Source organism: Prosthecobacter sp., from assembly GCF_029946185.1.
Classification (GTDB): Bacteria; Verrucomicrobiota; Verrucomicrobiia; order Verrucomicrobiales; family Verrucomicrobiaceae; genus Prosthecobacter.
Window position 1 is genome coordinate 27,563 of sequence record NZ_JAQSEA010000104.1, and the last position, 24,306, is coordinate 51,868.

The 24,306-nt window shown below is 60.5% G+C and carries 18 protein-coding genes and 1 tRNA gene; 12 read left to right on the forward strand and 7 right to left on the reverse strand.

The annotated features are described in order from the left end of the window. The first annotated feature begins 1 nt into the window (after position 1). Together PSV43_RS08185 and PSV43_RS08190 are read left to right on the forward strand one after the other, a co-directional pair. A complete protein-coding gene (locus tag PSV43_RS08185) occupies positions 2-247 on the forward strand; it encodes a type II toxin-antitoxin system RelE/ParE family toxin (RefSeq protein ID WP_345784656.1) in 246 nt (81 codons plus the stop codon). Positions 248-258: 11 nt separating this feature from the next. Further along, the gene (locus PSV43_RS08190; protein WP_300195428.1) at positions 259-555 is read left to right on the forward strand and encodes a HigA family addiction module antitoxin; all 297 of its coding nucleotides are present in this window, start codon (positions 259-261) and stop codon (positions 553-555) included. 82 nt (positions 556-637) lie between these two features. On the opposite strand, the gene PSV43_RS08195 is transcribed toward PSV43_RS08190, so the two are convergent. Then, positions 638-712: transfer RNA gene (locus tag PSV43_RS08195), tRNA-Thr, on the reverse strand. Between the two features lie 90 nt (positions 713-802). Here PSV43_RS08195 and PSV43_RS08200 point away from each other — a divergent pair. The 4 genes from PSV43_RS08200 to PSV43_RS08215 all read left to right on the forward strand — a co-directional run bounded on the left by PSV43_RS08200 (position 803) and on the right by PSV43_RS08215 (position 7,840). Further along, positions 803-1,573, forward strand: coding sequence for an RNA methyltransferase (locus PSV43_RS08200; protein WP_300195431.1), 771 nt, complete (start codon positions 803-805; stop codon positions 1,571-1,573). A gap of 226 nt (positions 1,574-1,799) precedes the next feature. Continuing rightward, positions 1,800-3,224: a dihydrolipoyl dehydrogenase gene (locus PSV43_RS08205; RefSeq protein WP_300195433.1), complete on the forward strand. Its 1,425-nt coding sequence runs from the start codon at positions 1,800-1,802 to the stop codon at positions 3,222-3,224. Between the two features lie 64 nt (positions 3,225-3,288). Beyond that, positions 3,289-6,396, forward strand: a complete 3,108-nt coding sequence (locus PSV43_RS08210; RefSeq protein WP_300195436.1) for a PSD1 and planctomycete cytochrome C domain-containing protein — start codon at positions 3,289-3,291, stop codon at positions 6,394-6,396. 1 nt (position 6,397) lies between these two features. Further along, on the forward strand, positions 6,398-7,840 hold the full coding sequence (locus PSV43_RS08215) for a DUF1501 domain-containing protein (RefSeq protein WP_300195439.1): 1,443 nt from the start codon (positions 6,398-6,400) through the stop codon (positions 7,838-7,840). Positions 7,841-7,991: 151 nt separating this feature from the next. Here PSV43_RS08215 and PSV43_RS08220 read toward each other — a convergent pair whose 3' ends face one another. After that, positions 7,992-8,837, reverse strand: coding sequence for an AraC family transcriptional regulator (locus PSV43_RS08220; protein ID WP_300195442.1), 846 nt, complete (start codon positions 8,835-8,837; stop codon positions 7,992-7,994). 249 nt (positions 8,838-9,086) lie between these two features. Here PSV43_RS08220 and PSV43_RS08225 point away from each other — a divergent pair, with 249 nt between their 5' ends. The 5 genes from PSV43_RS08225 to hisH all read left to right on the forward strand — a co-directional run bounded on the left by PSV43_RS08225 (position 9,087) and on the right by hisH (position 15,805). Beyond that, a complete protein-coding gene (locus PSV43_RS08225) occupies positions 9,087-12,161 on the forward strand; it encodes a DUF1553 domain-containing protein (protein WP_300195445.1) in 3,075 nt (1,024 codons plus the stop codon). 319 nt (positions 12,162-12,480) lie between these two features. Beyond that, the gene (locus PSV43_RS08230; RefSeq protein ID WP_300195447.1) at positions 12,481-12,870 is read left to right on the forward strand and encodes a hypothetical protein; all 390 of its coding nucleotides are present in this window, start codon (positions 12,481-12,483) and stop codon (positions 12,868-12,870) included. Positions 12,871-12,995: 125 nt separating this feature from the next. Further along, positions 12,996-14,456 (forward strand): DUF1501 domain-containing protein, encoded by a 1,461-nt coding sequence (locus PSV43_RS08235; protein WP_300195450.1) that lies wholly within the window; start codon positions 12,996-12,998, stop codon positions 14,454-14,456. Between the two features lie 126 nt (positions 14,457-14,582). Then, positions 14,583-15,185, forward strand: coding sequence for an imidazoleglycerol-phosphate dehydratase HisB (gene hisB / locus PSV43_RS08240; RefSeq protein ID WP_300195453.1), 603 nt, complete (start codon positions 14,583-14,585; stop codon positions 15,183-15,185). Beyond that, entirely contained in the window at positions 15,185-15,805 is a 621-nt protein-coding gene (gene hisH, locus PSV43_RS08245; protein ID WP_300195455.1) for an imidazole glycerol phosphate synthase subunit HisH, read from the forward strand. Before hisB ends, hisH begins: the two co-directional genes overlap by 1 nt. 66 nt (positions 15,806-15,871) lie before the next feature. Here hisH and ybeY read toward each other — a convergent pair whose 3' ends face one another. From ybeY to PSV43_RS08270, 5 genes are read right to left on the reverse strand one after another with little or no spacing between them, the layout of a single operon-like run. Continuing rightward, on the reverse strand, positions 15,872-16,309 hold the full coding sequence (ybeY, locus tag PSV43_RS08250; RefSeq protein ID WP_300195458.1) for an rRNA maturation RNase YbeY: 438 nt from the start codon (positions 16,307-16,309) through the stop codon (positions 15,872-15,874). Next, positions 16,309-18,027 carry an HDIG domain-containing metalloprotein gene (locus PSV43_RS08255; protein ID WP_300195461.1) on the reverse strand — a complete coding sequence of 573 codons (1,719 nt, stop codon included), beginning with the start codon at positions 18,025-18,027 and terminating at the stop codon, positions 16,309-16,311. The genes ybeY and PSV43_RS08255 overlap by 1 nt, the downstream gene beginning before the upstream one ends. A gap of 35 nt (positions 18,028-18,062) precedes the next feature. After that, positions 18,063-19,088 carry a PhoH family protein gene (locus PSV43_RS08260; RefSeq protein ID WP_300195464.1) on the reverse strand — a complete coding sequence of 342 codons (1,026 nt, stop codon included), beginning with the start codon at positions 19,086-19,088 and terminating at the stop codon, positions 18,063-18,065. Then, positions 19,088-19,531: a hypothetical protein gene (locus tag PSV43_RS08265; protein ID WP_300195466.1), complete on the reverse strand. Its 444-nt coding sequence runs from the start codon at positions 19,529-19,531 to the stop codon at positions 19,088-19,090. The genes PSV43_RS08260 and PSV43_RS08265 overlap by 1 nt, the downstream gene beginning before the upstream one ends. A 48-nt stretch (positions 19,532-19,579) precedes the next feature. Then, positions 19,580-20,404, reverse strand: a complete 825-nt coding sequence (locus PSV43_RS08270; protein ID WP_300195468.1) for a hypothetical protein — start codon at positions 20,402-20,404, stop codon at positions 19,580-19,582. 435 nt (positions 20,405-20,839) lie between these two features. Between PSV43_RS08270 and PSV43_RS08275 the strand changes: the two genes are divergently transcribed. After that, the gene (locus PSV43_RS08275; RefSeq protein ID WP_300195471.1) at positions 20,840-24,262 is read left to right on the forward strand and encodes a response regulator; all 3,423 of its coding nucleotides are present in this window, start codon (positions 20,840-20,842) and stop codon (positions 24,260-24,262) included. Positions 24,263-24,306 lie beyond the last annotated feature (44 nt).

Here is a 24,306-nt window from a genome sequence, read left to right on the forward strand (position 1 = left end):
CCTGTTCAGTCTGGAAAAAGTTCGTGCCTTCCCGCCAGACATCCAGCGCACCGCCCTGCGGAAACTCGTCCAGCTACATGCCGTGACGGAGCTATTGCAACTCCGCGTGCCTCCCGGCAACCGGCTGGAAGCCCTCAAAGGCAACCGCAAAGGCCAGCACTCCATCCGCATCAACGATCAATGGCGCGTCTGCTTCCGCTGGGAGGCCGATGGGCCGTATGAGGTCGAAATCGTCGATTACCATTAACCGCCACCACCATGAAAAAACACGCCCCAATCCATCCCGGTGAAGTGCTCCGCGAAGATTTCCTAGTGCCCCTTCGCCTGTCCGAGTACCGCCTCGCCAATGACATCGGCGTGCCGCCCCGCCGCATCAACGAGATCGTGAAGGGCAAACGCGCCATCACCACCGACACCGCCCTGCGCCTGTCCCGTTATTTCGCATGGCCTGCGGAAGTCTGGCTGAATTTGCAATGCCACTACGACCGCCAAGTAACCGAAGCCGAAATGCGTCCCGTGCTGGCACGCATCAAACCGTGTGTCCTGGCCGCCTGATCCTCCACGCCGTGCTTCCCACTTAAAATCCCCTTATGGCGCTGGAAGCCTTGATTTATGGGTCATTCCACTCGTTTTCGAGTGGAGCCAGCAGTCGGGGTCGAACCGACGACCTGCGGTTTACAAAACCGCTGCTCTACCACTGAGCTATGCAGGCACATTCTTGAGGGACGTGATAATAAACGCCGGAGTTCATTCGGCAAATGGATTTACAACAGGATTAGGCGATAGATGGTCCCCTCCCCGCATGCTCATCACCAGCTCCTCCAACGAACGCATCAAACACGCCCGCAGAGTCCGCGAAGGCCGTGAGCGTGATCTGATTTTCATCGAAGGCGAACGCCTCGTCACCGAGTGCATCTCCTCCGGCCTCGTCCTGCACGCCTGCTTCACCGCTGCCGAGCCTTCTCCCTCGCAGCTAGCTCTGCTGGAGCGCCTCTCCTGCCCCGTCTTCCAGCTCTCCGACTCCGTCCTCGAATCCCTCAGCGACACCACCTCCACCCAGGGCATCATCGTCATCGCCGAGCGCCCGTGGCCCACGCTGGATGCCCTCTTTGCCAGCCCCGCCCCGCTCATCCTCGGCCTCGATCGCATCCAGGACCCCGGCAATCTCGGCACCCTCGTCCGCACCGCCGAATCCGCCGGAGTCAGCGGCCTATTCTCCTTCGCAGGCTCCGCAGACGCCTTCTCTCCCAAGACTCTCCGCAGTTCCATGGGCTCCGCGTTCCGCCTGCCCATCCTGCCCGATGTCTCCGGCCTCGGCACCATTGAAACCTGCCGCGCTCGCGGCCTCAAAACCGTCGTCGCCACCGGCGATGCCGACCTCCTGCACTACGACTACGACTGGCGCCAGCCCACCCTCCTCATCCTCGGCAACGAAGGCCGTGGTGCGAGTCCCGAGATCATGCAAGCCTGCGACGCCCGCGTGCGCATCCCACTGCATGCGCCGGTGGAATCTCTGAACGTGGCCGCTGCGGGTGCGGCCATCTTGTTTGAAGCGGTACGGCAGCGCCGCTAAGACCCGATCTACGCCAGCGCAGATGGCTTGAAGTACGACAGGCACTCCTGCCTGTCGGTCAGCGCGTCCGACACCACCAGCCAACACGAACGTCCATAGCGCTGAAGGCGGTGGAGCTGGCGTGAACGATTACCGACGGGCAAGAGTGCCCATCGTACTATTAGGCGAAATCAGACACCCGGACGCACTGCTTGCGAAATCACTCCACCTCCTGCAATCCTACCTCATGTCAGAACACTCTTTCGACTTCATCGTCATCGGCAGCGGCAGCGGCGGCTATGCAGCAGCCCGCACCGCACACAGCGCTGGTTTGCGCGTCGCCGTGATCGACGGCGCTTCCGAGCTCGGCGGCCTCTGCATCCTGCGCGGCTGCATGCCCAGCAAGACCCTCATCGAGTCTGCCAACCGCCAGCTTCACATCCGCCACGCAGCCGAGTTCGGCCTCAAAGCCACCTCCCACGGCGTCGATGTTCCCACCATTCGTGATCGCAAGCGCACCCTCATCGCCGACTTCGCCAGCTACCGCCAGGGCCAGCTCGAAGACGGCCGTTTCACCCTCCACCGTGGTTACGCCCGCTTCATCGATGCCCACACCATCGAGATCACACCCCGCGATGGCTCCGCTTCCTTCCAAGTCACCGGTCGCACTTTCTGCATCGCCACCGGCTCAGAGGTCATGGTCCCCGATGTTCCCGGCCTCGCCGAAACCGGCTACTGGACCAGCGATGACGTGCTCGATGCCGACACGCTGCCCAAAACCATCGCCGTCCTCGGCGGCGGAGCCATCGCCCTCGAAATGGCGCACTACCTTGAGGCCATGGGCTGCGCTGTGACGCTGATCCAGCGCAACACTCAACTCCTCACCGGCCTCGACCGCGAATGCAGCGATGTCATCGCCAAAGCTTACACCGAGCGCGGCATGAAAGTACATCTTGGCACGCACCTCAGCACCATCTCCGCGAAGGATGGGCGCAAGCGCATCGAGTTCACCGAGTCCGGTCACACGCACGCAATCCTCGTCGATGAAATTCTCCTCGCCCTAGGCCGCCAGCCCGCGACGAAAAGCCTGGCTCTCGAAGCCGCCAAGGTCGCGCTGCATAAATCCAAGGTCATTGTCAACGACCGCATGCAGACCTCCAAGCCCCACATCTTCGCCGCAGGCGATGTTTGCAGCCCGCTCGATGTCGTCCACATCGCCATCCAGCAGGGCGAGATTTCCGCACGCAATGCGGCGGCGCTCATCCACGGCAAGCCCGTCGAAGAAACCATCGACTACCGCCTCACCCTCTTCGGCGTCTTCTCCCACCCGCAGGTCGCCGTCGTCGGAGCCACCACCGAAAAACTCAAGGAGCAGAACACGCCCTTCCTTGAGGCCAGCTATCCCTTCAATGACCACGGCAAATCCATGGTCATGGGCGAGACCGCCGGCTTCGTCAAGATGCTCGCTCACAAGGAAACCGGCGAGATCCTTGGGGCCTGCGTCGTTGGCCCAGAAGGAACGGAACTGATCCATGAAGTCGTCGTCGCGATGAACTTCAAAGCCACCGTGCAGCAGTTCATGGCCATCCCGCATTACCATCCCACGCTGAGCGAAATCTGGACCTATCCGGCGGAGGAGATCGCGGACCAGATGGCGGGGCAAGCAGGATAAGGCATAACAATGCCGCGAAAAGGCATGGCCCCACGTACGTTAGGATTAGTACCAACGTCCCACCATGCGCCGCGCTCTCCTCTTCCTCCTGGCATCCCCTGCACTGCATGCGGTGGAATCCGCCCAACTGAAATACAACCGCGATGTGCGGCCCATCCTCAATGAGAAGTGCTTTCATTGCCACGGCACGGATGCCAGCCATCGGAAAGGCGACCTGCGGCTGGATCTGCGCGACGAGGTGATCAAGCCTGCGAAGTCAGGCGACATCGCCCTCGTCCCCGGCAAGCCCGAGCTGAGTCAGCTCATTGCACGGGTGGAACTGCCACACGGCGATGACGACGTGATGCCGCCCGACAAAGACGGCAAACCCTTGACCGCCGAGGAGAAAGCGATCCTGCGCCAGTGGATCAGCGAAGGCGCGGAGTATCAGGGGCATTGGGCCTTTCTCAAACCCGAGCGCGCACCAGCACCGAAGATCACCGACCCGAAGTTCACGATCCGTGGAGAAATCGACTCCTTCATCGCCGAACGCTTGCAAGTAGAGGGCCTGCACACTTCGCCCGAAGCCGATCCCGCCACGCTGCTGCGGCGTGTGACGCTCGACCTCACCGGCCTGCCACCGACACCGGAGGAGATTGCCGCCTTTGCCAAAGACAGCTCACCCAAGGCCTACGAGGCCGTCGTGGACCACCTGCTGAAATCTGAGCACTACGGTGAAGTCATGGCGATGCAGTGGCTCGATTTCGCCCGCTTCGCCGACAGCCATGGCTTTCAGACGGACAGCAGCCGCTCCATGTGGCCGTGGCGTGACTGGGTCATCCAGTCCTTCAACGACAACAAGCCCTTCGACCAGTTCACGCTCGAACAAATCGGCGGTGACCTGCTGCCGAATGCCACGCCTGCTCAAGTCATCGCCACCGGCTTCAACCGCAATCACCGCCTCAATGGTGAAGGCGGCATCATCGCGGAGGAGTGGCGCATTGAGAACATCATCGACCGTGTGGAGACGACGAGCTTCACCTGGCTCGGCCTCACGCTGAACTGCTGCCGCTGCCACGACCACAAGTATGATCCTTTCTCGCAAAAGGACTTCTATTCGTTCTTCGCCTTCTTCAACAACGTCGCCGAAAGCGGCACCATTCAGGGCAGCTCCAATCGCAGCGGCGGCAATTCTGATCCGGTGATCGAAGTGCCGAGCGCGAAGGAAAAGCAGCAACTCGCCCTGCTCCGCAAGAAAATCGAAACCGCCCAGGCCAAAGTCACCAACACCCAACTGCAACTGCCCAACCTCGTCGCAGACTGGGAGGCGGACATGGAAAATCCAGAAGCCGCGAAGAAGCCCATGTGGGAAATCCTGGCGGTGACACAGGCCAAGTCCCAAGGCGGTGCCGCACTGCGCAAGCTTGAGGATTCCTCATGGATCGCCGGGGGACGCAATCCCAACTCCGACACTTACACCGTCACCGCGCCCCTCGCCGCAGGCAGCTTTACCGGAGTGTTGTTGGAAGCACTGCCAGATCCCACCCTGCCCAATCAAAGCCTGGGCCGCGCCTCCAATGGCAACTTCGTGCTCACCGGCATCGAGGGCGAGATCAGCGCGCCCAGTTTGAAGCAGCCGGTCAAAATCACCTTCGCCCGTGCTGAGGCGGACTACTCGCAAAAGGGCTACGATGTGAAGCTGCTGCTCGACAAGGACCCCAAGAACGGCTGGGCGATTGACGGGAACGACCCGAAGAAGCGCGTGGAGCGCAACGCGATGTTCATCGTGGACAAAGCGGTCGCCGTGCCCGCAGGTGCGACGCTGACTCTGCGCCTGCTGCAGCAGACGAACTTCGCCGGACATAACATCGGCCGCTTCCGCCTTTCCACGACCAATGCCGATCCAGCGCTGGCAAGCATTGATGGCACGGGTGGCCCACCCGCCGCCGTGCTGGCCGTCCTGAAAACACCGACCGAAAACCGTACACCGCCGCAACGCACCGAGCTCGAAAAATACTACCGCGCCAGCGTGGACAGTCCGCTGCGCGATGCGGACTATGCGCTCGCGGCGGCAAAGACGGAGCTCGAGAAATACGAGCGCACCGTCCCCTCCGTGATGGTGATGAAAGAAGGCCCCGTGCGCGATGCCTTCGTCCTCACACGCGGCGAGTATGACAAGCCGGGCGAGAAGGTCAGCATGCTCACGCCCGCCGTCCTGCCGCCGATGCCGAAGGGCGCACCGAGCAATCGCCTCGGCCTCGCGCAGTGGATTGTGTCGCCGGAAAATCCGCTGACCGCCCGCGTGTGGGTGAACCGCGCTTGGGAAAAGTTCTTTGGCTACGGCTTGTCGAAATCCACCGACAACCTCGGCACGCAGTCCGAGTACCCGGTGCATCCCGAACTGCTCGACTGGCTCGCCACCGAGTTCATCCGCTGCGGCTGGGACATGAAGGCGATGCAGAAGCTCATCGTCATGAGCGCCACGTACCGGCAGTCGTCCAAGCTCACCCCCGCCTTGCTCGAAAAGGATCCCGAGAACCGCCTCCTCGCACGCGGCCCACGCTTTCGTCTGTCGGGTGAGGTGGTGCGTGATCAGGCGCTTGCTGTGGCAGGCCTGCTGGTGCCCAAGATCGGTGGCCCGAGCGTAAAGCCCTACATGCCGGAAGGCGTGTGGGACGAAACCAGCAAGTACGGCGACCTGCGCGGCTACAAGGCAGACGCGGGCGAAGGCCTGTACCGCCGCAGCTTCTACACCATCTGGAAACGCACCGCCGCACCGCCCACCATGCTGCTGTTTGACGCGCCCACGCGGGAGATTTGCACCGTGAAGCGCAGCCGCACCAACACGCCGTTGCAGGCGCTCTCGCTGCTCAACGAAGTCACCTTTGTCGAAGCCGCGCGCGGTTTGGCGCAGCAGATGATGCAGCACGGCGGCACCACGCCGGAGCAGCGCATCGCCTACGGCTTTCAACGCGCCACCGCGCGTGACATCGAACCCGCCGCGCTCCAGCAACTCACTGAGGGTTTAAAGAGACGCATCACAGAATTCACGGCCAAGCCCGCCGACGCCACCGCCCTGATTTCCCAAGGCACAACGAAAGCCGACGCATCGCTCAATCCTGCTGAACTCGCCGCCTACACCACCACGGCCTCCGTCCTCCTCAACCTTGATCGCGTCATTACCCGAGACTGATATGAACTCTCCTTCGCTTCAACTTCAAGACCGCCTCAACCGCCGCATCTTCCTCAAAAACAGCAGCAGCGCCATCGGAGCCGCCGCGCTCGGTTCGTTGCTCCATGACGAAGCATCCGCTGCATCGCCAGCACGGTTCTTTCCCAACTTCGCGCCCAAGGCAAAACGCATCATCTATCTGTTTCAATCGGGTGCGCCATCACAGCTCGATCTGTTTGATCCCAAGCCGAAGATGGAGAAGCGCCGCGCGGAGGATCTGCCGGCGAGCATTCGTCAGGGGCAGCGGCTCACGACGATGACTTCAGGGCAGAAGGCGTTTCCCGTAGCACCGTCAATTTTCAAATTTGCGCAGCATGGACAAGGCGGCGTCTGGTTGAGCGAGTTGTTTCCCCACCTCTCCACCGTGGCCGATGAGATGTGTGTGATCCGCTCGATGTTCACCGAGGCGATCAATCACGATCCCGCGATCACCTTCTGCCAAACCGGTTCGCAGCTCGCCGGGCGGCCCAGCATCGGCTCCTGGCTCAGCTACGGTCTTGGCAGTGCAAATCGCGACATGCCGGCGTATGTCGTGATGACATCCTTCGGCACCGGGCGGCGTGAAGACCAGCCGCTCTACGACCGCCTGTGGGGCAGTGGTTTCCTGCCCACGCAGCATCAGGGCGTGCGCTTCCGCAATGCGGGCGACCCCGTGCTGTACCTCTCCAATCCCGCCGGCGTGGACCGCCCCATGCGCCGCCAGATGCTGGATGAAATCGCCGCGCTCAATCAACGTGACTTCGCCTCCTTCGGCGATCCCGAAACCACGACGCGCATCTCCCAGTATGAAATGGCATTTCGTATGCAGATGAGCGTGCCCGATCTGGTGGACACCTCCAAAGAGCCGCAGCATATCCTCGACAGCTACGGCCCCGACGTTACGAAGCCCGGCACCTTCGCCGCGAACTGCCTGCTCGCGCGCCGCCTCGCTGAGCGCGATGTGCGCTGCATCCAGCTCTTCCACATGGGCTGGGATCATCACGGTGGCCTGCCCGCTGCCATTCGCGGCCAGTGCCACGACACCGACCAGCCCACCACCGCCCTCATCAAAGACTTGAAACAGCGCGGCCTGCTGGATGACACGCTCATCGTGTGGGGCGGTGAATTCGGCCGCACCATCTATTCGCAAGGTGCCCTCACCGAGACCAACTATGGTCGCGATCACCATCCGCGCTGCTACTCGCTCTTCATGGCCGGTGGCGGTGTGAAGAAAGGCACCACCTACGGCGAGACGGACGACTACAGCTACAACATCGTCCGCGACCCCGTGCATGTGCATGACCTCAATGCCACGATCATGCACCTCCTCGGCATCAACCACGAGCGCCTCAACTACAAGTTCCAAGGCCTCGACATGCGCCTCACCGGCATCGCCGGGAATTTGGTGAAGGGAGTGCTGGCGTAGCCCTGCTCCTCACCACCCAATTGTATTTTGGCTCTGCCTAGAAGCCAGATTTGATAACCACGGAATACACAGAATACACGGAAAACAGAGTGTGATTCTGGTTCCGTGTATTCTGTGTATTCCGTGGTCAACTCTCCGGCCTCGTCATTCGTCACCTCCCCTTCCGTTGCCGCTGCCGTGCGCGAAATTCTGACGGGCCGCAGCCGACTTGGCGGGCAAACATGCGGCTGAAGTAGTGGCGATTGGGGAAGCCGAACTCGACGGCGATTTGATCAATCGTTTTGTCCGTGAGCGCGAGTGCTTCGCCCGCTAGGCGCACCCGCGTGCTCAGCACATACACCGCCGGCGTGTGTCCCGTGTGCTCGCGAAAGGCGCGGATGAACCGCTCCACGCTCATGCCTGCGCGTTCGGCAAGAAAGGGGTTCGTCAGCTTGCTGTGCGGAGCACGTGCGATGAGCGCGAGCACATCGACAATCCGCTCGGGCATCGGCGGCGGTGCCTCGGTTTCCAAGGCAGCAAAAACCGTGTGCAGCAGCGCGGCACTGAGGTGGTGCAGGCGGTGGTCACGCAGTTCGCCTGATGGCTCGCGATGTGTGGCGATCAACTGTCCTAGCAGCGCACACAGCAGGTCATCCACCGCGATGACGATGGGTTTGGCAGGCATCGACACTCCCGGTCGCGCCGTCGTGAAATGCAGCCAGAAGTGGCTCGCCTTCACCGGCCCGCAGCAGTCAAAGACCGTATCCGCCGGAATCAAAACAGCGCGCTTCGGCCCGAGCGGAATTTCGCGCCCTTCAAACAGCAGATGGCAGCCCGGTTTCGGATTGTAGTAGAAGCGCCAGAACGGCGAATCGACGCCTTGATGGTTCCAATCATTCAACGCCGGTTGATAGCCGCTTTCATGGATCAAGAACGGCGTCCAGCCTGACTGCGCCACACGCGCCAGATCCACGCCCCAGGGGGTGGTGTAGTTCAGGTATTTGCGGCGGTTCGACATGCAATCTCTGGAATTAGATACGCCGATCCACAACGCATCCACCAGTCATTCCTTCCCACCACAGCAGAATAAGACACAATTCTTCCATAAAGAGGCATAGGCGAGCGGCGTTTATTTAAGGAGCCTTCCACGCCCTCGCTCGCTCCATCTGGAATTCAATGTTCAATGTTCAATGTTCAATGTTCAATGTTCAATGTTCAAAGTTCAATGTTGAGCGTTTAACGTTCCATGTTTCCTCCGCCCCCCCTAATGAATCGGCTTCTCCTCATCCTCCTCACCTTGCCAGCCCTGCTCTCCGCCGCGCCCGCGAAGGTGAAGTTCAACCGCGATGTGCGGCCCATCCTCTCGGACAAGTGCTTCTTCTGCCACGGGCCTGATCCGAAAAAGCGTGAGGCCGATCTCCGTCTCGATGAGCGCGAAGCAGCCGTGGAGGCCAAAGCCTTCGTCCCCGGCAAGGCCGAAGCGAGCGAGCTGATCCAGCGCATCCTCACCACCGACGCCGATGACCACATGCCACCGGCCGAATCAAAGCTCAGCGCCCTGACTCCGGCTGAAATCGCCATCCTGAAGCAATGGATCAACGAAGGCGCAGAGTATGAATCTCACTGGGCCTTCATTCCCCTCAAGCCAGACGCCGCCAACTCGCAGAGCATCGACCAAATCGTCAGCGCCGAACTCGCCGCACGCAGCCTAAAACTCCAGCCCGAAGCCACACCCGAAACCCTCATCCGCCGACTCAGCTTCGACCTCACCGGCCTGCCTCCCTCCCCGGACGAAATTCAATCCTTCGTCACCGCGCATCAGTTCGATCCAGCATCGAGCATCCAGCATCTAGTAACTAGGCTCCTCGCCTCGCCGCACTATGGCGAGCGCATGGCCGTGGACTGGCTCGATCAGGCCCGCTACGCCGACACCTACGGCTTTCAGGTGGATCGCGAACGCGACGTCTGGCCTTGGCGCGACTGGGTGGTGAAAGCCTACAACGACAACCTCCCCTTCAACCAGTTCATCACCTGGCAGCTCGCAGGCGATCTGCTGCCAAATCCCACCGACGAGCAAATCCTCGCCACCGCATTCAACCGCCTGCACCAGCAGGAAAGCGAAGGCGGCAGCGTTGAGGAAGAGTACCGGGTCGAGTACATCGCTGACCGCGTTCAGACCGTCGCCACCGCCTTCCTCGGCCTCACTTTTGAGTGCTCCCGTTGCCACGATCACAAGTTCGATCCCATCACGCAGAAGGACTACTACGGCCTCTTTTCGATGCTGCAAAACATCGACGAAGCCGGCCTCTATTCCTTCTTCACCCCTTCCCAACCCACACCGGCACTGATGCTGATGGACCAGCCCGCCAAGGAGAAGATGGCGGTGCTCAAAGCGAAAGTGGCCACGCTGGAAAAGAAGCTAAATGATGCGGGCACTCCTGCCCTCACAACGCTCGATTTTCAGAACGACGCCCCCGCATCCCAAGAAGGCCAGCTCGCCCATTTCACCTTCGACGAACTCAAAGGCAACAAACTCGCCGACGCTCTTCATCCGGCTCCGCCACCTGCGCCACCTCAACCCAAGCCCGAAGTCGCCGCCAAAGTCCAAACACCCGCACAGAAAAAGAAAGACGCCAAAGCTCCGCCACCCGGCCCCGAAGCCATCCTCAAAGGCGAGAACAAACTCGTCCCCGGCAAACTCGGCAAGGCCGTTCAGTTCACCGGCGATGACGCCATGGACACACCACTGGGCAACTTCCAACGTCACGAGCCCTTCAGCATCTCCATCTGGCTGCAGACACCCGATGAGAAAGAACGCGCCGTCGTGCTGCATCGCTCCCATGCTTGGACAGACGCAGGCAGCCGTGGCTACGAACTGCTGATTGAAGAAGGCCGCATCAAATGGTCGCTGATCAACTTCTGGCCCGGCAACGCCATCTCCATCCGCACCCAGGCCAAGGTGCCGCTGAATGAATGGACGCAGGTCATCGTCACCAACGACGGCAGCAGCCGCGCCTCGGGTTTGAAGATCTTCATCAATGGCAAACTCGCCGCCGTGGACATCATCAAAGACCACCTCACCAAGAACATCACCGGTGGCGGTCATGACGAGATCAGCCTCGGCGAACGCATGCGCGATCGCGGTTTTAAAAACGGCCTCGTCGATGATCTACGCATTTTCAACCGCGACCTCTCCATGCCGTTCGATGCGAAGCTCGCCCCCCTGCTCACCGAGTTGCAAGCCGCCCGAGCAGAAGTCACCGCCTTTGCCGATGCGCAGAAGGAAATCATGGTCATGCAGGAACTCCCGCAGCCCAAGAAGGCCTACATCCTGGAACGTGGGGAGTATGACAAACGCGGCGAAGAAGTCGGCCCGGTCACTCCCGTGTTCCTCAACCCCTTCCCCAAAGGCGCACCGAAGAATCGCCTCGGCTACGCCCAGTGGCTCACCGCACCCGATCATCCCCTCACCGCTCGCGTCACCGTCAATCGCATCTGGCAGAGCCTCTTCGGACGCGGCTTGGTGAAGACCTCCGAGGACTTCGGCAGTCAGGGCGAGAGCCCCTTGTATCCCGAACTGCTCGATCACCTCGCACTCAAGTTCATTCAAAGCGGCTGGAATGTGAAGTCACTCATCGAGGAAATCGTCATGAGCCAGGTCTATCGCCAGCAGAGCATCGCCGATGCAAAAACCATGGACGACGATCCCGAGAACCAATGGCTCGCACGCGGCCCCCATTTCCGCCTGCCCGCCGAGATGATCCGCGACAACGCCCTCGCCGCCTCCGGCCTTCTCAAGCTCACCCTGGGCGGAGCACCCGTCTATCCCTATGAAATGACCGAAGCCTTCAAGCCCATGGGTCCCAGCGCAGGGGATGCCGTTTACCGCCGCAGCCTCTACACCAACTGGCGTCGCACCAGCCCCCCGCCCGCCATGGTCGCCTTCGATGCCCCACGCCGCGCCGTCTGCATCTCCAAACGCGAACGCACCGACTCCCCCCTCCAGGCCCTCATCCTCCTCAACGGCATCCAATACGTCGAAGCCGCCCGCGTCCTCGGTGAAAAGCTCCACCTCGAAACGAAAGGCGACCTCCCCAAGATGATCGAACTTGTCTTCCTCCGCTGCCTCAGCCGCAAGCCCGACGCGAAGGAAATCCAAATCTGCACCCAGCTCTACCAAGAACAACTCACCCACTTCAAAGCCTCGCCTAAGGAAGCCGAAGCCCTCCTCAAAACCGGCAACGCCAAACGAGACACCGACCTCCCCCTACCCGAAGCCGCCGCAGCCACCGTCCTCGCTCAAGCTCTTCTGAACCACGATGCCAGCGTGGTGAAACGCTAAGGCATCATTGAGTAAGCGCCATCCCACCACCTCTCATAACGCATCTCTTCAAAGCGTACACGGGTTCACCCATTTTCGAACACTAACCTCACGCACTGCCTCAAAGCACAGGAGCGCGGGCCTCCAAGCCCGCAGCACTCCGCCACCTCCGCGCTTCACCCAACCCCTTCTTAAAAGTCCGTAGGGCTGACACAACCCACGGAACCGCACCACCCACCTCCCTCAAATCCCGTTGAACCGCGTAGCCGTGACACAAACCGCCGCTGCCTCAAACACGATTTTAGCTGGTCCTGAAGCCCCATTTTTCACCCGCCCTCTCATGAAACCAAACTTCGTGCCAGCCATCGAAAACCCCTGCCCCGTTAAATGGGAGTCCATGGTCGGCGATGAAAAACGCCGCTACTGCGAGCACTGCCAGCTTCACGTACACAATCTGTCCGCGATGACAGCCGCCGAGCGCAACGAAGCACTGGCCCCCAGCTCCGAGCAAAAATGCATCAGCTATCTGACACGCTTAGATCAACGTGCCCCCGCAGGCAAAGCCGTGCTCAAGCTGCAGTTTCTATCACGGCTGCCACAGTGGCTGACCGCGCTCATCGCAGTTTTCACCTCCTCTTGCACCCAGCCCTGCCGGATTGGAGGTGTTCCGCTACCACCATCCCAAAATGAGCACCCGGCCAAAACTCCGCATGCCGATGACGCCCGCTGAGCCAGATACGCGCAAGCTAAAACGCTGAAATTTGAACCCCAGATCTAACACGAGTCCTTCATCTTTTGACCTCCCCACGGGTGTTTGATGAGCGTCCGATGAGTCCCCCCTCCTTCCCCTCCCTCATGAATTCCATCAGCGCCAGTCAGCTTCAGTCAGAGGTTCCAAACTCTGATCATGCACCACTCACACGCCGCACCCTCCTCAACCGCTTTGGCATGGGCCTCGGCGGCATCGCCTTGAACGAACTGCTCGCGCAAGGCTCCGAACCCGCAGACCACGGCGTGCTCGGCGGCACGCACTTTGCGCCAAAGGCGAAGCGCATCATCTACCTCTTCATGTCCGGCGGACCTTCGCACCTGGACCTGTTTGATTACAAGCCTCTGCTGAACAAACGCAACGGCGAGCAACTCCCCGACTCCGTGCGCGGCACACAGCGGCTCACCGGCATGTCCGGCAATCAGTCCTCCATCCCCATGGTGGGCTCTCCCTTCAAGTTCACCCAGCACGGTCAGGCCGGCGGCTGGTTCAGCGAGTTGCTACCACACACCGCCAGCATCGCAGACGACATCTGCGTGGCGCGCTCCATGTTCACCGAGTCGATCAATCACGGCCCCGGCGTCACCTTTTTCCAGACTGGCTCCCAGATCGCCGGCCGCCCCAGTTTTGGCTCATGGCTGGGCTACGGGCTGGGCGCAGACAATGCCAATCTGCCTTCCTTCACCGTCCTCATCACCAAGGGCAAAGGCGGGCAGCCCCTCGGCTCACACCTCTGGGGCAGCGGCTTCCTTCCCACCAAACATCAAGGCGTACTTTTCCGCGCTGCGAAGGACCCCGTGCTCTACCTCGGCAACCCCGCAGGCGTGAATGCCGACAGCCGCCGCCTCATGCTGGACCGCCTCAAGGAACTGCACGAGCATCAGTTCGCCGGCACTCCCGACACCGAAATCCAGAACCGCATTGACCACTACGAGATGGCCTTCCGCATGCAGAGCAGCATCCCCGAAGTCACCGATTTCAGCGCCGAGCCGCAGCACATCCTCGATAGCTACGGCCCCGATGTCAAAACACCCGGCACCTTCGCCGCCAACTGCCTGCAGGCGCGTCGTCTCGCGGAAAAAGGCGTGCGCTTCATCCAGCTCTACCATCAGGACTGGGACCACCACGGCGGCCTGCCGGGTGCCTTACCCAAGCTCTGCAAAGAAACCGACCAGCCCGCAGCCGCCCTCATCAAAGACCTCAAGCAACGCGGTATGCTGGACGACACCCTCGTTGTCTGGGGCGGTGAATTCGGTCGCACCGCGTACTGCCAGGGCAAGATCAGCACCAACTTCGGCCGCGATCACCACCCACGCTGCTTCAGCGCCTGGTTCGCGGGCGGCGGCATCAAGGGCGGCTCCGTGTATGGCGAGACCGACGACTTCGGCTACAACACCGTCAAAGACGGTCTCCACATCCACGACTTCCACGCCACGCTGATGCATCTCCTCGGCATCGACCACGAACGCCTCACCTACAAGTTCCAGGGCAGGCGCTACCGACTCACCGACGTAGCGGGCAAAGTGGTCAAGGGCTTGCTGGCATGAGGACGGAAGGTCAAGGAATTGTCAAGAAGTGGTCAAGAGGGTCAAGGCTCGACTCTTGACCTGCTTGACTGCTCCACCCTCCCCGCTTGCTCTACCGCAAAACCGGTGTTCATTACCCCTCCCCCAATGAGCCAAGCCAGAACCGCCAAGCAGCACCGCAAAACCGCCGAGACCGACATTGAGATCGAACTCAATGTCGATGGGTCCGGCAAATCACAGATCGACACCGGAGTGCCGTTCTTTGACCACATGCTGACGCTGTTCACCAAGCACGGCCTCTTTGACCTCAAAGTGAAGTGCGTGGGCGACATCGAAGTGGACTATCACCACAGCGTCGAAGACACCGGCATCGTGCTCGGCAACTGCTTCCGCGAAGCCTTGGGCAACAAGGCGGGCATCGTCCGCTATGGCTTCTTCCTTCTGCCCATGGATGAAACCCTCGCCGAAGTCGCGCTCGACCTCAGCGGCCGGTCCTTCCTCAGCTATCACGCGCCTGAAAAGATGGAAGCCATCGGCGGTGTGAACCGCTTCAGCTATCAGCTCGTTGAGGAATTCCTCCGCGCTTTCTCCTCCAGCCTGCTGGCCACCCTTCACGTCGAAATCCGCCGTGGTCGCGATGCCCACCACATGGCCGAAGCCATTTTCAAAGGCCTAGCCCGCGCCTTGGATGCTGCCACCAAGCATGACCCCCGCGTCACCGGCATCCCCAGCACGAAGGACGTCCTGTGATGAAACTTGGCGTGCTGGATTATGGCGCAGGAAATCTGCGCAGCGTGTTGAATGCCTTTGCCGCCATCGGAGCGCAGGCCAACCTTGTCACGAAGCCCGAAGACTTCGCGAACATCGACGTGCTCGTCTTTCCAGGCCAAGGGGCCTTCGGCGACTCCATACGTATCCTCAAAGAAACCGGCCTGTGGGAGCCTTTGCGCACCTGGCTGAAGGCTGAGAAGCCCTACCTCGGCATCTGCCTCGGCTACCAGCTCCTGTTTGAAAGCAGCGAAGAGTCCCCCGGCGTGGAAGGTCTGTGCGCCGTGGCCGGCAAGGTCCGCAAGTTCAATCCTGAGAGCGGTTTGAAAATCCCGCACATGGGCTGGAATGTGGCCCAGTGGGAAGCGAATCAGTCTGCGGTGTGGGACAGCCTGCCGAATCCGACGTATGTTTACTTCGTGCATTCTTACTACCCGGATGTGCAGGATGAATCGCTGGCGCTATGCCGCACGGATTACGATGTCAGCTTCATCAGCGGCATCGCCAAAAAGAACCTCGTGGCAGTGCAGTTCCATCCCGAGAAAAGCCAGGAGGCTGGGCTTACGCTACTGCGCAATGCCCTGAAGGTGCTGGAGGCGTAAAGTAGTCTGAGCTTTAGCTCGTTCTGGAAAAGCGTGGACGCGCCCAGAACGAGCTAAAGCTCGCGACTACTTTGCCAATGCTTCCTGCAAAATGGCTTCCTGCCGCTGTGCCATCTCACTCGCTTCTTCCGGCTCGTGGTCGTCCCAGCCACCGAGATGCATGAGGCCGTGGACGAGGTAAAGGGCGACTTCGTGGTCGAGGGTCTGGCCGTGCTCGGTGCCCTGGCGCAGAGCGGTGTCCGCGCTGATCAATATCTCGCCGTGATGGAAGGTGATGACGTCCGTGGGCGTGGGATCGTCGAGGAAATCGGCATGCACACGGGCGATGTCGGCGTCATCGACAATCGTGATCTCGATCTCCTTCAGCGAGGCTAAAGGTGCCTCTGGAGATTTCATCGCTGCGATGCACCCGGGCAGCGCGGCTTTGCCGATGCGCCGCAGCCATGGCAACGGGATGGCGTGAGCTTTCTGCCGGTTGTAAATACGGAGCTTTGGCAGCGGCATCAGGCGGCGGAGGCGGGAGGCGATTTGCGATTGCGGGTCTTCTTGAGAGCCGCCTCAGCGGTGGCCCCCGAAAAGGAGGCCTCGACAATTTTCTCCGATGAAGGGCTCTCAGTTTCGTCATCGCCAACCAATACGGGTTTGGTTTCATCCCGTGCGGGAGCATGGTGCGCAGGCTTGGACTCCACGGCTTTTTGATATTTGATGCGGCCATGCATCATGCTGAGCAGGGTTTTGGCAAAGCTGGCCTTGATCTTGGCAAGTTCTGCGATGGTGAGATCACATTCATCCAGCTGGCCGTCCATCATACGTGCCTGCACGATGTCTTTGATCATGGTCTCAATGCGTGAGGCATTGGGTTTGTCGAGTGTGCGGGAGGCGCTCTCAACGGCATCTGCCAGGGAGATGATGGCCGACTCCTTGAACTGGGGTCGCGGACCTGGGTAGCGGAAGGTTTCTTCGCTGACCTGCGGCACATCGCCCTCCTTGACCTTGCCTTGTTTCACCAGACGCTCCACTTCGGCTTTTTGATCTATCGCCTGACGGTAGAAGAACCAGGCCAGCGAGTTGCCATGGTGCTGCTCGATGACGTCGATGATGCGTGAGTTGAGGTTGTGCTTGATGGCGAGATCGACGCCGTCTTTGACATGCGCGATGATGACCAATGCGCTCATGCGCGGGGTGAGGTCTTCATGGGGGTTGTCCGAGGGGTCCATGTTCTCGATGAAGTACTCCGGTTTGCTGAGCTTGCCGATGTCATGGAAGTAAGCGCACACACGGCACATGCTGGCGCTGGCGGCGATGTTTTCGGCAGCCGCCTCGGCAAGATTGGCCACGACAAGACTGTGATGGTAGGTGCCGGGGGCTTCGATGCTGAGACGGCGCATGAGCGGGTGGTTCAAATCTCCGAGCTCGAGCCAAGATACATCGGTGGTGACGCCAAAGACGCTTTCCATCACCGGCAGCAAGCCGCCCACGGCCATGCCAGTAACGACGCCGATGAGAAGCGGCAGGCCCACCATGCGGCCGATTTTTTCCTCCATGATCACGCCTGCCGCCTCATGCAGCAGGAGCGAGTAGGCCATGGCCACCAGACCGACGTAGAGGCCCGCCATGAAGAGCCGGTTGCGTCGGCGAACGCGCTTTGTGAGCAGCACGCCAGTAAAGCCGAGCAGGGCCGAAGTGGCCATGTACGTAGGCGCAGAAATGGAGATGCAGACCATCACGCCGAAGAGCGTGGCGTAAATGGCCCCAAACAAGCCGATGCGCCGTCCCAGAATCACGGAGAGCACCACCGGGCCAAAGGCATGCGGCAGCACGATGGCCTTGAGCGTCTTGCCCCAGCTCTGGCTGAAGGAAAGATCCAGCATGAGCACCACGAGGGCGAGGTGGGTGAAAATGGTACCCAGCACAAGAAGAAGCACGCCGTTGTCACAGATTAGCTGCCGGAGCACCACGCGCTCATGCACCACCATGGCAAAACCAATGGCTGCAGCATACAGAATGTGCAGGAAGGTGACAGCGGGCAGTCCTGCCTCCACCTGGGTGCCAAGGCGCATCAGGAAGAAAACGCCAATGAAAAACAGGACGTAGGCCACCACCGTGCCGGCTGGATGCGTGCGCATCTCATCCAGCAAATCCCCTTCCTGGTGCTTTCGGCGGGTTTTACCGCAGGAAAGCCCTTCGCGTTGCAAGCGGGCACGACGAATGGACTCAAACATGTTTTATTTAAATAGGGGGAGTGGGTATGAGACTATCATACATCGGGGTTGGAACAAGAATCTTTCCCCGCGCCCTCATCCTTCTTGAGCCATTGTGTCTCACTTTTACGACTCCGCCCGGATTGATAAGCCTCAATGATACGCTGCACGACTGGCAAACGAACAATGTCTTTCGGAGCAAAGGCCACAAAACGGACCCCTTCGACATCTTGCAGCAGCTCAACAGCTTCCTTTAAACCCGACTTCACATGCCGACGCAGGTCGATCTGTGAAGGGTCCCCCGTGACCACGCAGCGCGCCCCATCACCCAGACGGGTCAGGAACATGAGCATCTGCTCGGTGGTCGTATTTTGTGCTTCATCAAGGATGATGAAGGCGTTCTTCAGCGTTCGCCCACGCATGTAGGCCAGCGGGGCGATCTCGATGCTGCCGCGCTCAATGAGGCGCTCTGCCTCCTCCGGTTCCAGCATATCGTAGAGCGCATCATACAGCGGCCGCAGGTAAGGGAAGATCTTCTCCTTCAAATCTCCCGGCAAAAAGCCCAGCGCTTCGCCGGCCTCAACGGCAGGACGGGTGAGGACCAGCCGCTGCACGACTTTTTCTTTGAGGTAGTGCAAGCCCTGCGCCATCGCGAGATAGGTCTTGCCAGTGCCAGCAGGACCGACGCCGAAGACGACCTCGGATTCCCGCATAGCCTGCACGTAGGCGATCTGCCCACGCGTCTTGGCCAGTACAGGAGGGCGCTTGCCGGAGCCGAGCAGCTTGAGGTGCATGATCGCCTCCGCCGGGGAATCCCCCGTCTCACGCTGCACGCTGTCGATCACCAGACGCACCATGGCAAAGGACACGTCACCGCCATTGCGGCGCACTTTTTCGAGCTGGGTGAAAACCTCACGCGCCGCATCGATCTTGTCAGCATCCCCTTCCAGTCGCACCCAGCCTTCGCGGCTGGTCACATTCACGCCAAACGCTTCCCCAATCAGCCGCAGGCTGCCGAGGTCATTGCCGATCAGCTTTTGGAGGAACTGCGGCGTCTCATACGTGAGCGTTTCGACGGGCATCAGCGGTAACCATAGGCCAGCGCCCAGAGCACGCCGACATCCGACTTCGATTTCAGCTCGAAGATGATCTTGTAGGTGCCGGTCTTCGGCGGATTGACACGCACGCTCATGAAATATTTGTCCGCTTTGGCGTCGATCTGCACCGGCTGGTTTTTCTCGTCGAAGACCTTCATGTCGAGGGTGACACCTTCCTGGCTCGTGCCGAGCCAGAAGGCATACTCATTGCCTTTGAAAAGCTGGTGGGTGATCTGGAGCTTCTGCCCGCTTTTCACCTCGCCGTTCCAGTAGTCCTCCCGCACGATGAACCCCTTCTCTACAAAGGGAGTGGCGGCCTCCATGGCAAAATCATGGGACTCGTCCACCGTGGCGTAGACGAGTGTCGCGCCAAGCAGCAGTACACACACAGCAGCGAGAGCCTGCAAACGGGAACAAGGGTGATTCATTGTTGGGTTTCTTTCCATGGGAGAGATCATGCGCGTCAGGTTCACCGATTACTTCTTCGCAAGGATTTCAGTCAGCAGACCATCGCAGGTCTTGCCAATATCCGAGACGGCATCTTTCGAGAAGCCGTCCACTGCGCCTTCCATCTGCCGAAGCACGGAGGAGAGGCCCTTTTGAATGGATTTCACCACATCTTGGTCGCGGGTGCTGCCGGGCATCCTGGTGATGCTGCTCACGAAATGCTCCACCAGCATCGGCTGGTTCAGCAGTTCCGCACGGTCAGCGGAGAAGCTCTTCTTCACCACGGAGGTCACGGAGGCCGTGCCGCGCAGCCAGCCGCCGAGGCTGACGCACTGCGAAAGATCCATGTCTCTCATCTGCTCCATTGTGTCGCGCACGGTTTTCTGCGTCTGGTCAAACTCCCTGCGGATGGCGCTCCAGTTGCCTTTGTCCGCCGCATCCAGGATGGCCTGTGCATGTGGCAGCACGGATTTGCTGAGACCGAGGCTCTTGGCCAGAGAGATGACGTCATGGCCGATGTCTTTGACGGCTTCCTTGTCCTGGGCCTGAACGGCCACAAAGCCTTCCGCCACGGTGTAGCCAAAGAGGAGGGAGAGCTTGGTGCGGTCACTCGTGGAAGGCATTTCCTCCTTGCGCAATTCGGCATTCCAGTTGGGCTCGCCCAGTTTGTCGAGCACGGAGAAGACCTCGCTCGGCACGGGCACGATCACGTCATCGACGACTTTGCCTGGAAAAGCGAGCGGGTCGAAATCTTCGACGCCTTTAGTACCTTGAGGAGCAGCGGCGAGCGACAGACTGCCAGCAACTAGAAAAGCGGCTGTCAGGGTGGGGCGAATGAACTGGGAGCGTTTCATGAAAAAAATAACCGAAGGGGGTGAGAGCGCAATTTGGGTCAGCACGACTCAAACCCCATTACCCTCAAATCGCAACTGGTTTGACCAGCAACCGTAGGGAAGTGCATCCTGAATGAAAATTGAGGCGTGTTTTCAGACATGGAGAACTGTCGATCTCCTGCACGTTCCCGACGCAGCCGCAGCATTTCAGGGTTAGCAGCATCTGCCGCATCAGGCATTCCCCGAGGATGCCAACAGGGTCTGGTCAGGTTGTGATGGTCTTCAGGCCCCCTATCTGATTGTTTTTTTGATTCTTTCCGTGACAGAAAGGGAGGGTAACGAACTCATGGTCCTCACCTGAAGCGCTGCACGAGTCCAACAATCCATTTCCGGCAGACAGAATCTATCGCTACCATCCAGCGTCACCTACATATTTAACCGTTTTCAGTCAGTTTCATGATAACGTCCCAATTCAATGCGCTGAAATCCGGCACGCGCTTCTCGAAGTCTTCCCAGCTGCTGCCTCTTGTGGGTCTGCTTACCGCCATCGCCTTTTTCATCGGCACGGCGGCCATTTCGACGTCCAACATCCAGAGCCTCCGGTCGCTCACGGCCAAGGTCTCGCACACACATGAGGTCATCACGGGTCTTGAGGACATTTTTTCCACCATCAAGGATGCCGAGACCGGCCAGCGTGGCTTTCTGCTGACCGGGGACGAGCGCTACCTGGCCCCTTATGATGCCGCCATTTCGCACATCGAGGAGCGTTTCGCCAGCATCAACGAGCTTACTCGTGGCAACCCGCTGCACCAGGAACTGCTGCCGCTGATCAAAAAGCAGATCGACCTCAAGCTAGTGGAGCTGGCGGAGTCCATCGTCATGAGGCGGAGAGACGGCTTTGAAGCCGCGCTGGAGATTGTCAAAACCGACCGCGGCAAACTTTCCATGGAATTGCTGCGGAAAAACCTCACCTCCATGCAGCAGGAGGAGAGAAGCCTGCGGCGGCAGCGGCTTCTGGAGAGTGAGGAGGCCTTTCAAATGGCGGTGAAGAGCACCATCGCCGCCGGGGTGCTAGGCATGGTCATGGCCCTCGTGGTGGCCTGGATGCTGCAACGCAATGAGCAGGCGCGCAGGCAGCAGCAGTGGCTGCAAAGCGGCCAGGCGCAACTGGCCCAGAAGCTGATCGACGAGCACAAACTGGAGCGCCTGGGGGACAACGCCCTGCGCTTTCTTTGCGAATACCTCGGTGCCCAGGTCGGCGCGATCTACATCGAGGACGCAGGCAGTTTCCGGCGCTGTGCGACTTACGCCGTGCCTGCGGGTGGCAGCATGCCCGCGACCTTGGCCGCAGGCGAGGGGCTGCTGGGCCAGGCGGTCAAGGACCGCCGCCCCTTCCTCGTGTCCGACGTGCCGGAAGGCTACTTTGCCATCGGCTCCACGCTCGGCACGGCGCGGCCACGGCACCTCGTCATCGCCCCGGCGGCGAATGACACTGCGGTCACGGCTGCACTTGAGCTCGGTTTTTTCCAGCCGGTGTCAGACGCCACCCTTGAACTGCTCAGCCGGGTCTCCGGCTCCATCGGCACAGCCGTGCAGGCCGCGAAGTCGCGCGCGATGATCGAGGAACTGCTGGAGGAAACCCAGCGCCAGTCCGAGGAAATGCAGACGCAGACCGAGGAGCTGCGCGTGTCCAACGAAGAGCTGGAAGAGCAGAGCCGGGTGCTGAAGCTCACGCAGACCCATCTGGAGCACCAGCAGGCGGAGCTGGAGCAGAACAACCTGCAGCTCGAGTCCCAGACCCGGCTGCTGGAAATGCAGAAGAACAATCTCATCCAGGCCAAACTCGGTCTGGAGACGCAGGCGCGCATCGTGGAGCAGGCCAGCCACTACAAGTCCACCTTCCTCGCCAACATGTCCCATGAGCTGCGCACGCCGCTGAACTCCGTGCTCATCCTGGCCCAGCTGCTGGCGGAGAACCGCCATGGCAACCTGAGCGAAGAGCAGATCAAATACGCGCGCACCATCCAGGGCTCCGGCAATGATCTGCTGGGGCTGATCAATGACGTGCTGGATCTGGCGAAGATCGAGGCCGGCCACATGGACATCAAGCCGCAGCAGATCGTCATTCGCGGTCTGTTTGAAGCGCTGCGCAGCCAGTTTGAGCCCGTGGCTGACAAACGCGGACTGTCCCTGAAACTGGTCGCCATGCCCGGTGCGCCGGACGACATCTTGACTGATCCGCAGCGGCTGGACCAGATCCTGCGCAATCTGCTTTCCAATGCGCTAAAATTCACCGAGAAGGGCACCGTGACGGTGGAGGTGGCCGGCGGCGAAGGCACCGTTTCCTTCCGCGTGCGGGACACCGGCATCGGCATCTCGCCAGAGCAGCAGCTCATGGTCTTCGAGCCCTTCTGCCAAGGCGATGACACCACCAGCCGCAAATACGGCGGCACCGGCCTGGGCCTGTCCATCTCACGGGAGCTGGCACGGCTTCTCGGCGGGGAGATCCAGCTCAGCAGTGAGCCGGGTCAAGGCAGCACCTTCACCCTCGTAATTCCCGCCACCTTGGTTGCGTCTGCGCCCCCGGCAGCGGCACCCGCAGAGCCTGCCACACCCACCCAATCAGTGCCAACGGCAGCCAAGCCGACTGCCAGCGTGGTGCCGGATGACCGCGATCAACTGACCCCGGCTCTGAAAAGAGCCATCCTCGTGGTGGAGGACGATCACAACTTCGCCCAAGTGCTGGCAGAGATTGCGCGGGAGCAGAATTTCCAGTGCCTCGTCGCTACAACCGCCCAGGCTGCGGTGGAACTGGCACGCCAGCATCTGCCTGCCGCCGTGGTGCTGGACATCGGCCTGCCAGACGGCTCCGGGCTGCTGGTGCTGGAGCAGTTGAAAAACGATGCCCACACGCGCCACATCCCCGTGCATGTGGTCTCCGGCAACGACTACTCTGAGAAGGCGCTGGCGATGGGCGCACTGAAATACTGGATCAAACCCATCACCCGGGAGAAACTGATCGAGGCCTTCCAGGATTTGGAAAATCACCTCACGCACCGGCTGCGCCGCGTGCTGGTGGTGGAGGATGATCCCGTGCAGCTCAAGTCCCTGTGCGCTCTGCTTTCCTCCCGCGAGGTCGAGGCGGTCGGCGCGGTGAATGCGGCGGCCTGTCTGGAGCAGCTTCGTTCCAGCACCTTTGACTGCGTGGTGCTGGATCTCAGCCTGCCGGGCACCAGCGGCTTTGCCTTGCTGGAAGAGATCAGCGTGGATGAATCCTACCCCTTCCCGCCGGTCATCATCTATACCGGCAGAGAACTCAATGCGGATGAGGAGCAGCAGCTCCGGCGCTACTCGAAGGCCATCATCGTCAAAGGCGTGAAGTCCCCAGAGCGCCTGCTCGATGAAGTGGCGCTCTTCCTGCACCAGGTGGTGCGTGACCTGCCTGCCGAGCAGCAGCGCATGATCGAAAAAGCCCGTAGCCGTGAGGCCGCGCTGGAAGGACGGCGCGTGCTGCTGGCGGAGGATGACGTGCGCAACATCTTTGCACTGACCAGCATGCTGGAGCCCATGGGCATTCAGATCACCGTGGCGAGAAACGGCCGCGAGGCGCTGGACGCGCTGGAGGCCCGGCAGGACTCCGACACGCCCATCGACCTCGTTTTGATGGACATCATGATGCCCGAGATGGACGGTTTGGAGGCCATGCGCGCCATCCGCAAACGCCCCGACTGGATGAAGCTGCCCATCATCGCCCTCACCGCCAAGGCGATGCCATCAGACCAGCAGCAATGTCTGGCCGCCGGGGCAAGCGACTACCTTGCGAAGCCGCTCAACGTTGAAAAACTGCTTTCGCTCATACGCGTGTGGATGCCCCGATGAAAACGCGCTCCACCGACATCACTGAAAGCATTGAACTCGATCTG

What these genes read in the sequence shown, in the direction of transcription:
- PSV43_RS08260 (WP_300195464.1), bottom strand. Translation starts at nt 19,088, where the DNA reads ATGCCCGTCGAAACGCTCACGTATGAGACGCCGCAGTTCCTCCAAAAG.
- PSV43_RS08275 (WP_300195471.1), top strand. Translation starts at nt 20,840, where the DNA reads ATGATAACGTCCCAATTCAATGCGCTGAAATCCGGCACGCGCTTCTCG.
- hisB (WP_300195453.1), top strand. Translation starts at nt 14,583, where the DNA reads ATGAGCCAAGCCAGAACCGCCAAGCAGCACCGCAAAACCGCCGAGACC.
- ybeY (WP_300195458.1), bottom strand. Translation starts at nt 16,309, where the DNA reads ATGCCGCTGCCAAAGCTCCGTATTTACAACCGGCAGAAAGCTCACGCC.
- hisH (WP_300195455.1), top strand. Translation starts at nt 15,185, where the DNA reads ATGAAACTTGGCGTGCTGGATTATGGCGCAGGAAATCTGCGCAGCGTG.
- PSV43_RS08205 (WP_300195433.1), top strand. Translation starts at nt 1,800, where the DNA reads ATGTCAGAACACTCTTTCGACTTCATCGTCATCGGCAGCGGCAGCGGC.
- PSV43_RS08255 (WP_300195461.1), bottom strand. Translation starts at nt 18,027, where the DNA reads ATGTTTGAGTCCATTCGTCGTGCCCGCTTGCAACGCGAAGGGCTTTCC.
- PSV43_RS08225 (WP_300195445.1), top strand. Translation starts at nt 9,087, where the DNA reads ATGAATCGGCTTCTCCTCATCCTCCTCACCTTGCCAGCCCTGCTCTCC.
- PSV43_RS08215 (WP_300195439.1), top strand. Translation starts at nt 6,398, where the DNA reads ATGAACTCTCCTTCGCTTCAACTTCAAGACCGCCTCAACCGCCGCATC.
- PSV43_RS08210 (WP_300195436.1), top strand. Translation starts at nt 3,289, where the DNA reads ATGCGCCGCGCTCTCCTCTTCCTCCTGGCATCCCCTGCACTGCATGCG.
- PSV43_RS08230 (WP_300195447.1), top strand. Translation starts at nt 12,481, where the DNA reads ATGAAACCAAACTTCGTGCCAGCCATCGAAAACCCCTGCCCCGTTAAA.
- PSV43_RS08220 (WP_300195442.1), bottom strand. Translation starts at nt 8,837, where the DNA reads ATGTCGAACCGCCGCAAATACCTGAACTACACCACCCCCTGGGGCGTG.
- PSV43_RS08235 (WP_300195450.1), top strand. Translation starts at nt 12,996, where the DNA reads ATGAATTCCATCAGCGCCAGTCAGCTTCAGTCAGAGGTTCCAAACTCT.
- PSV43_RS08200 (WP_300195431.1), top strand. Translation starts at nt 803, where the DNA reads ATGCTCATCACCAGCTCCTCCAACGAACGCATCAAACACGCCCGCAGA.
- PSV43_RS08190 (WP_300195428.1), top strand. Translation starts at nt 259, where the DNA reads ATGAAAAAACACGCCCCAATCCATCCCGGTGAAGTGCTCCGCGAAGAT.
- PSV43_RS08265 (WP_300195466.1), bottom strand. Translation starts at nt 19,531, where the DNA reads ATGAATCACCCTTGTTCCCGTTTGCAGGCTCTCGCTGCTGTGTGTGTA.
- PSV43_RS08270 (WP_300195468.1), bottom strand. Translation starts at nt 20,404, where the DNA reads ATGAAACGCTCCCAGTTCATTCGCCCCACCCTGACAGCCGCTTTTCTA.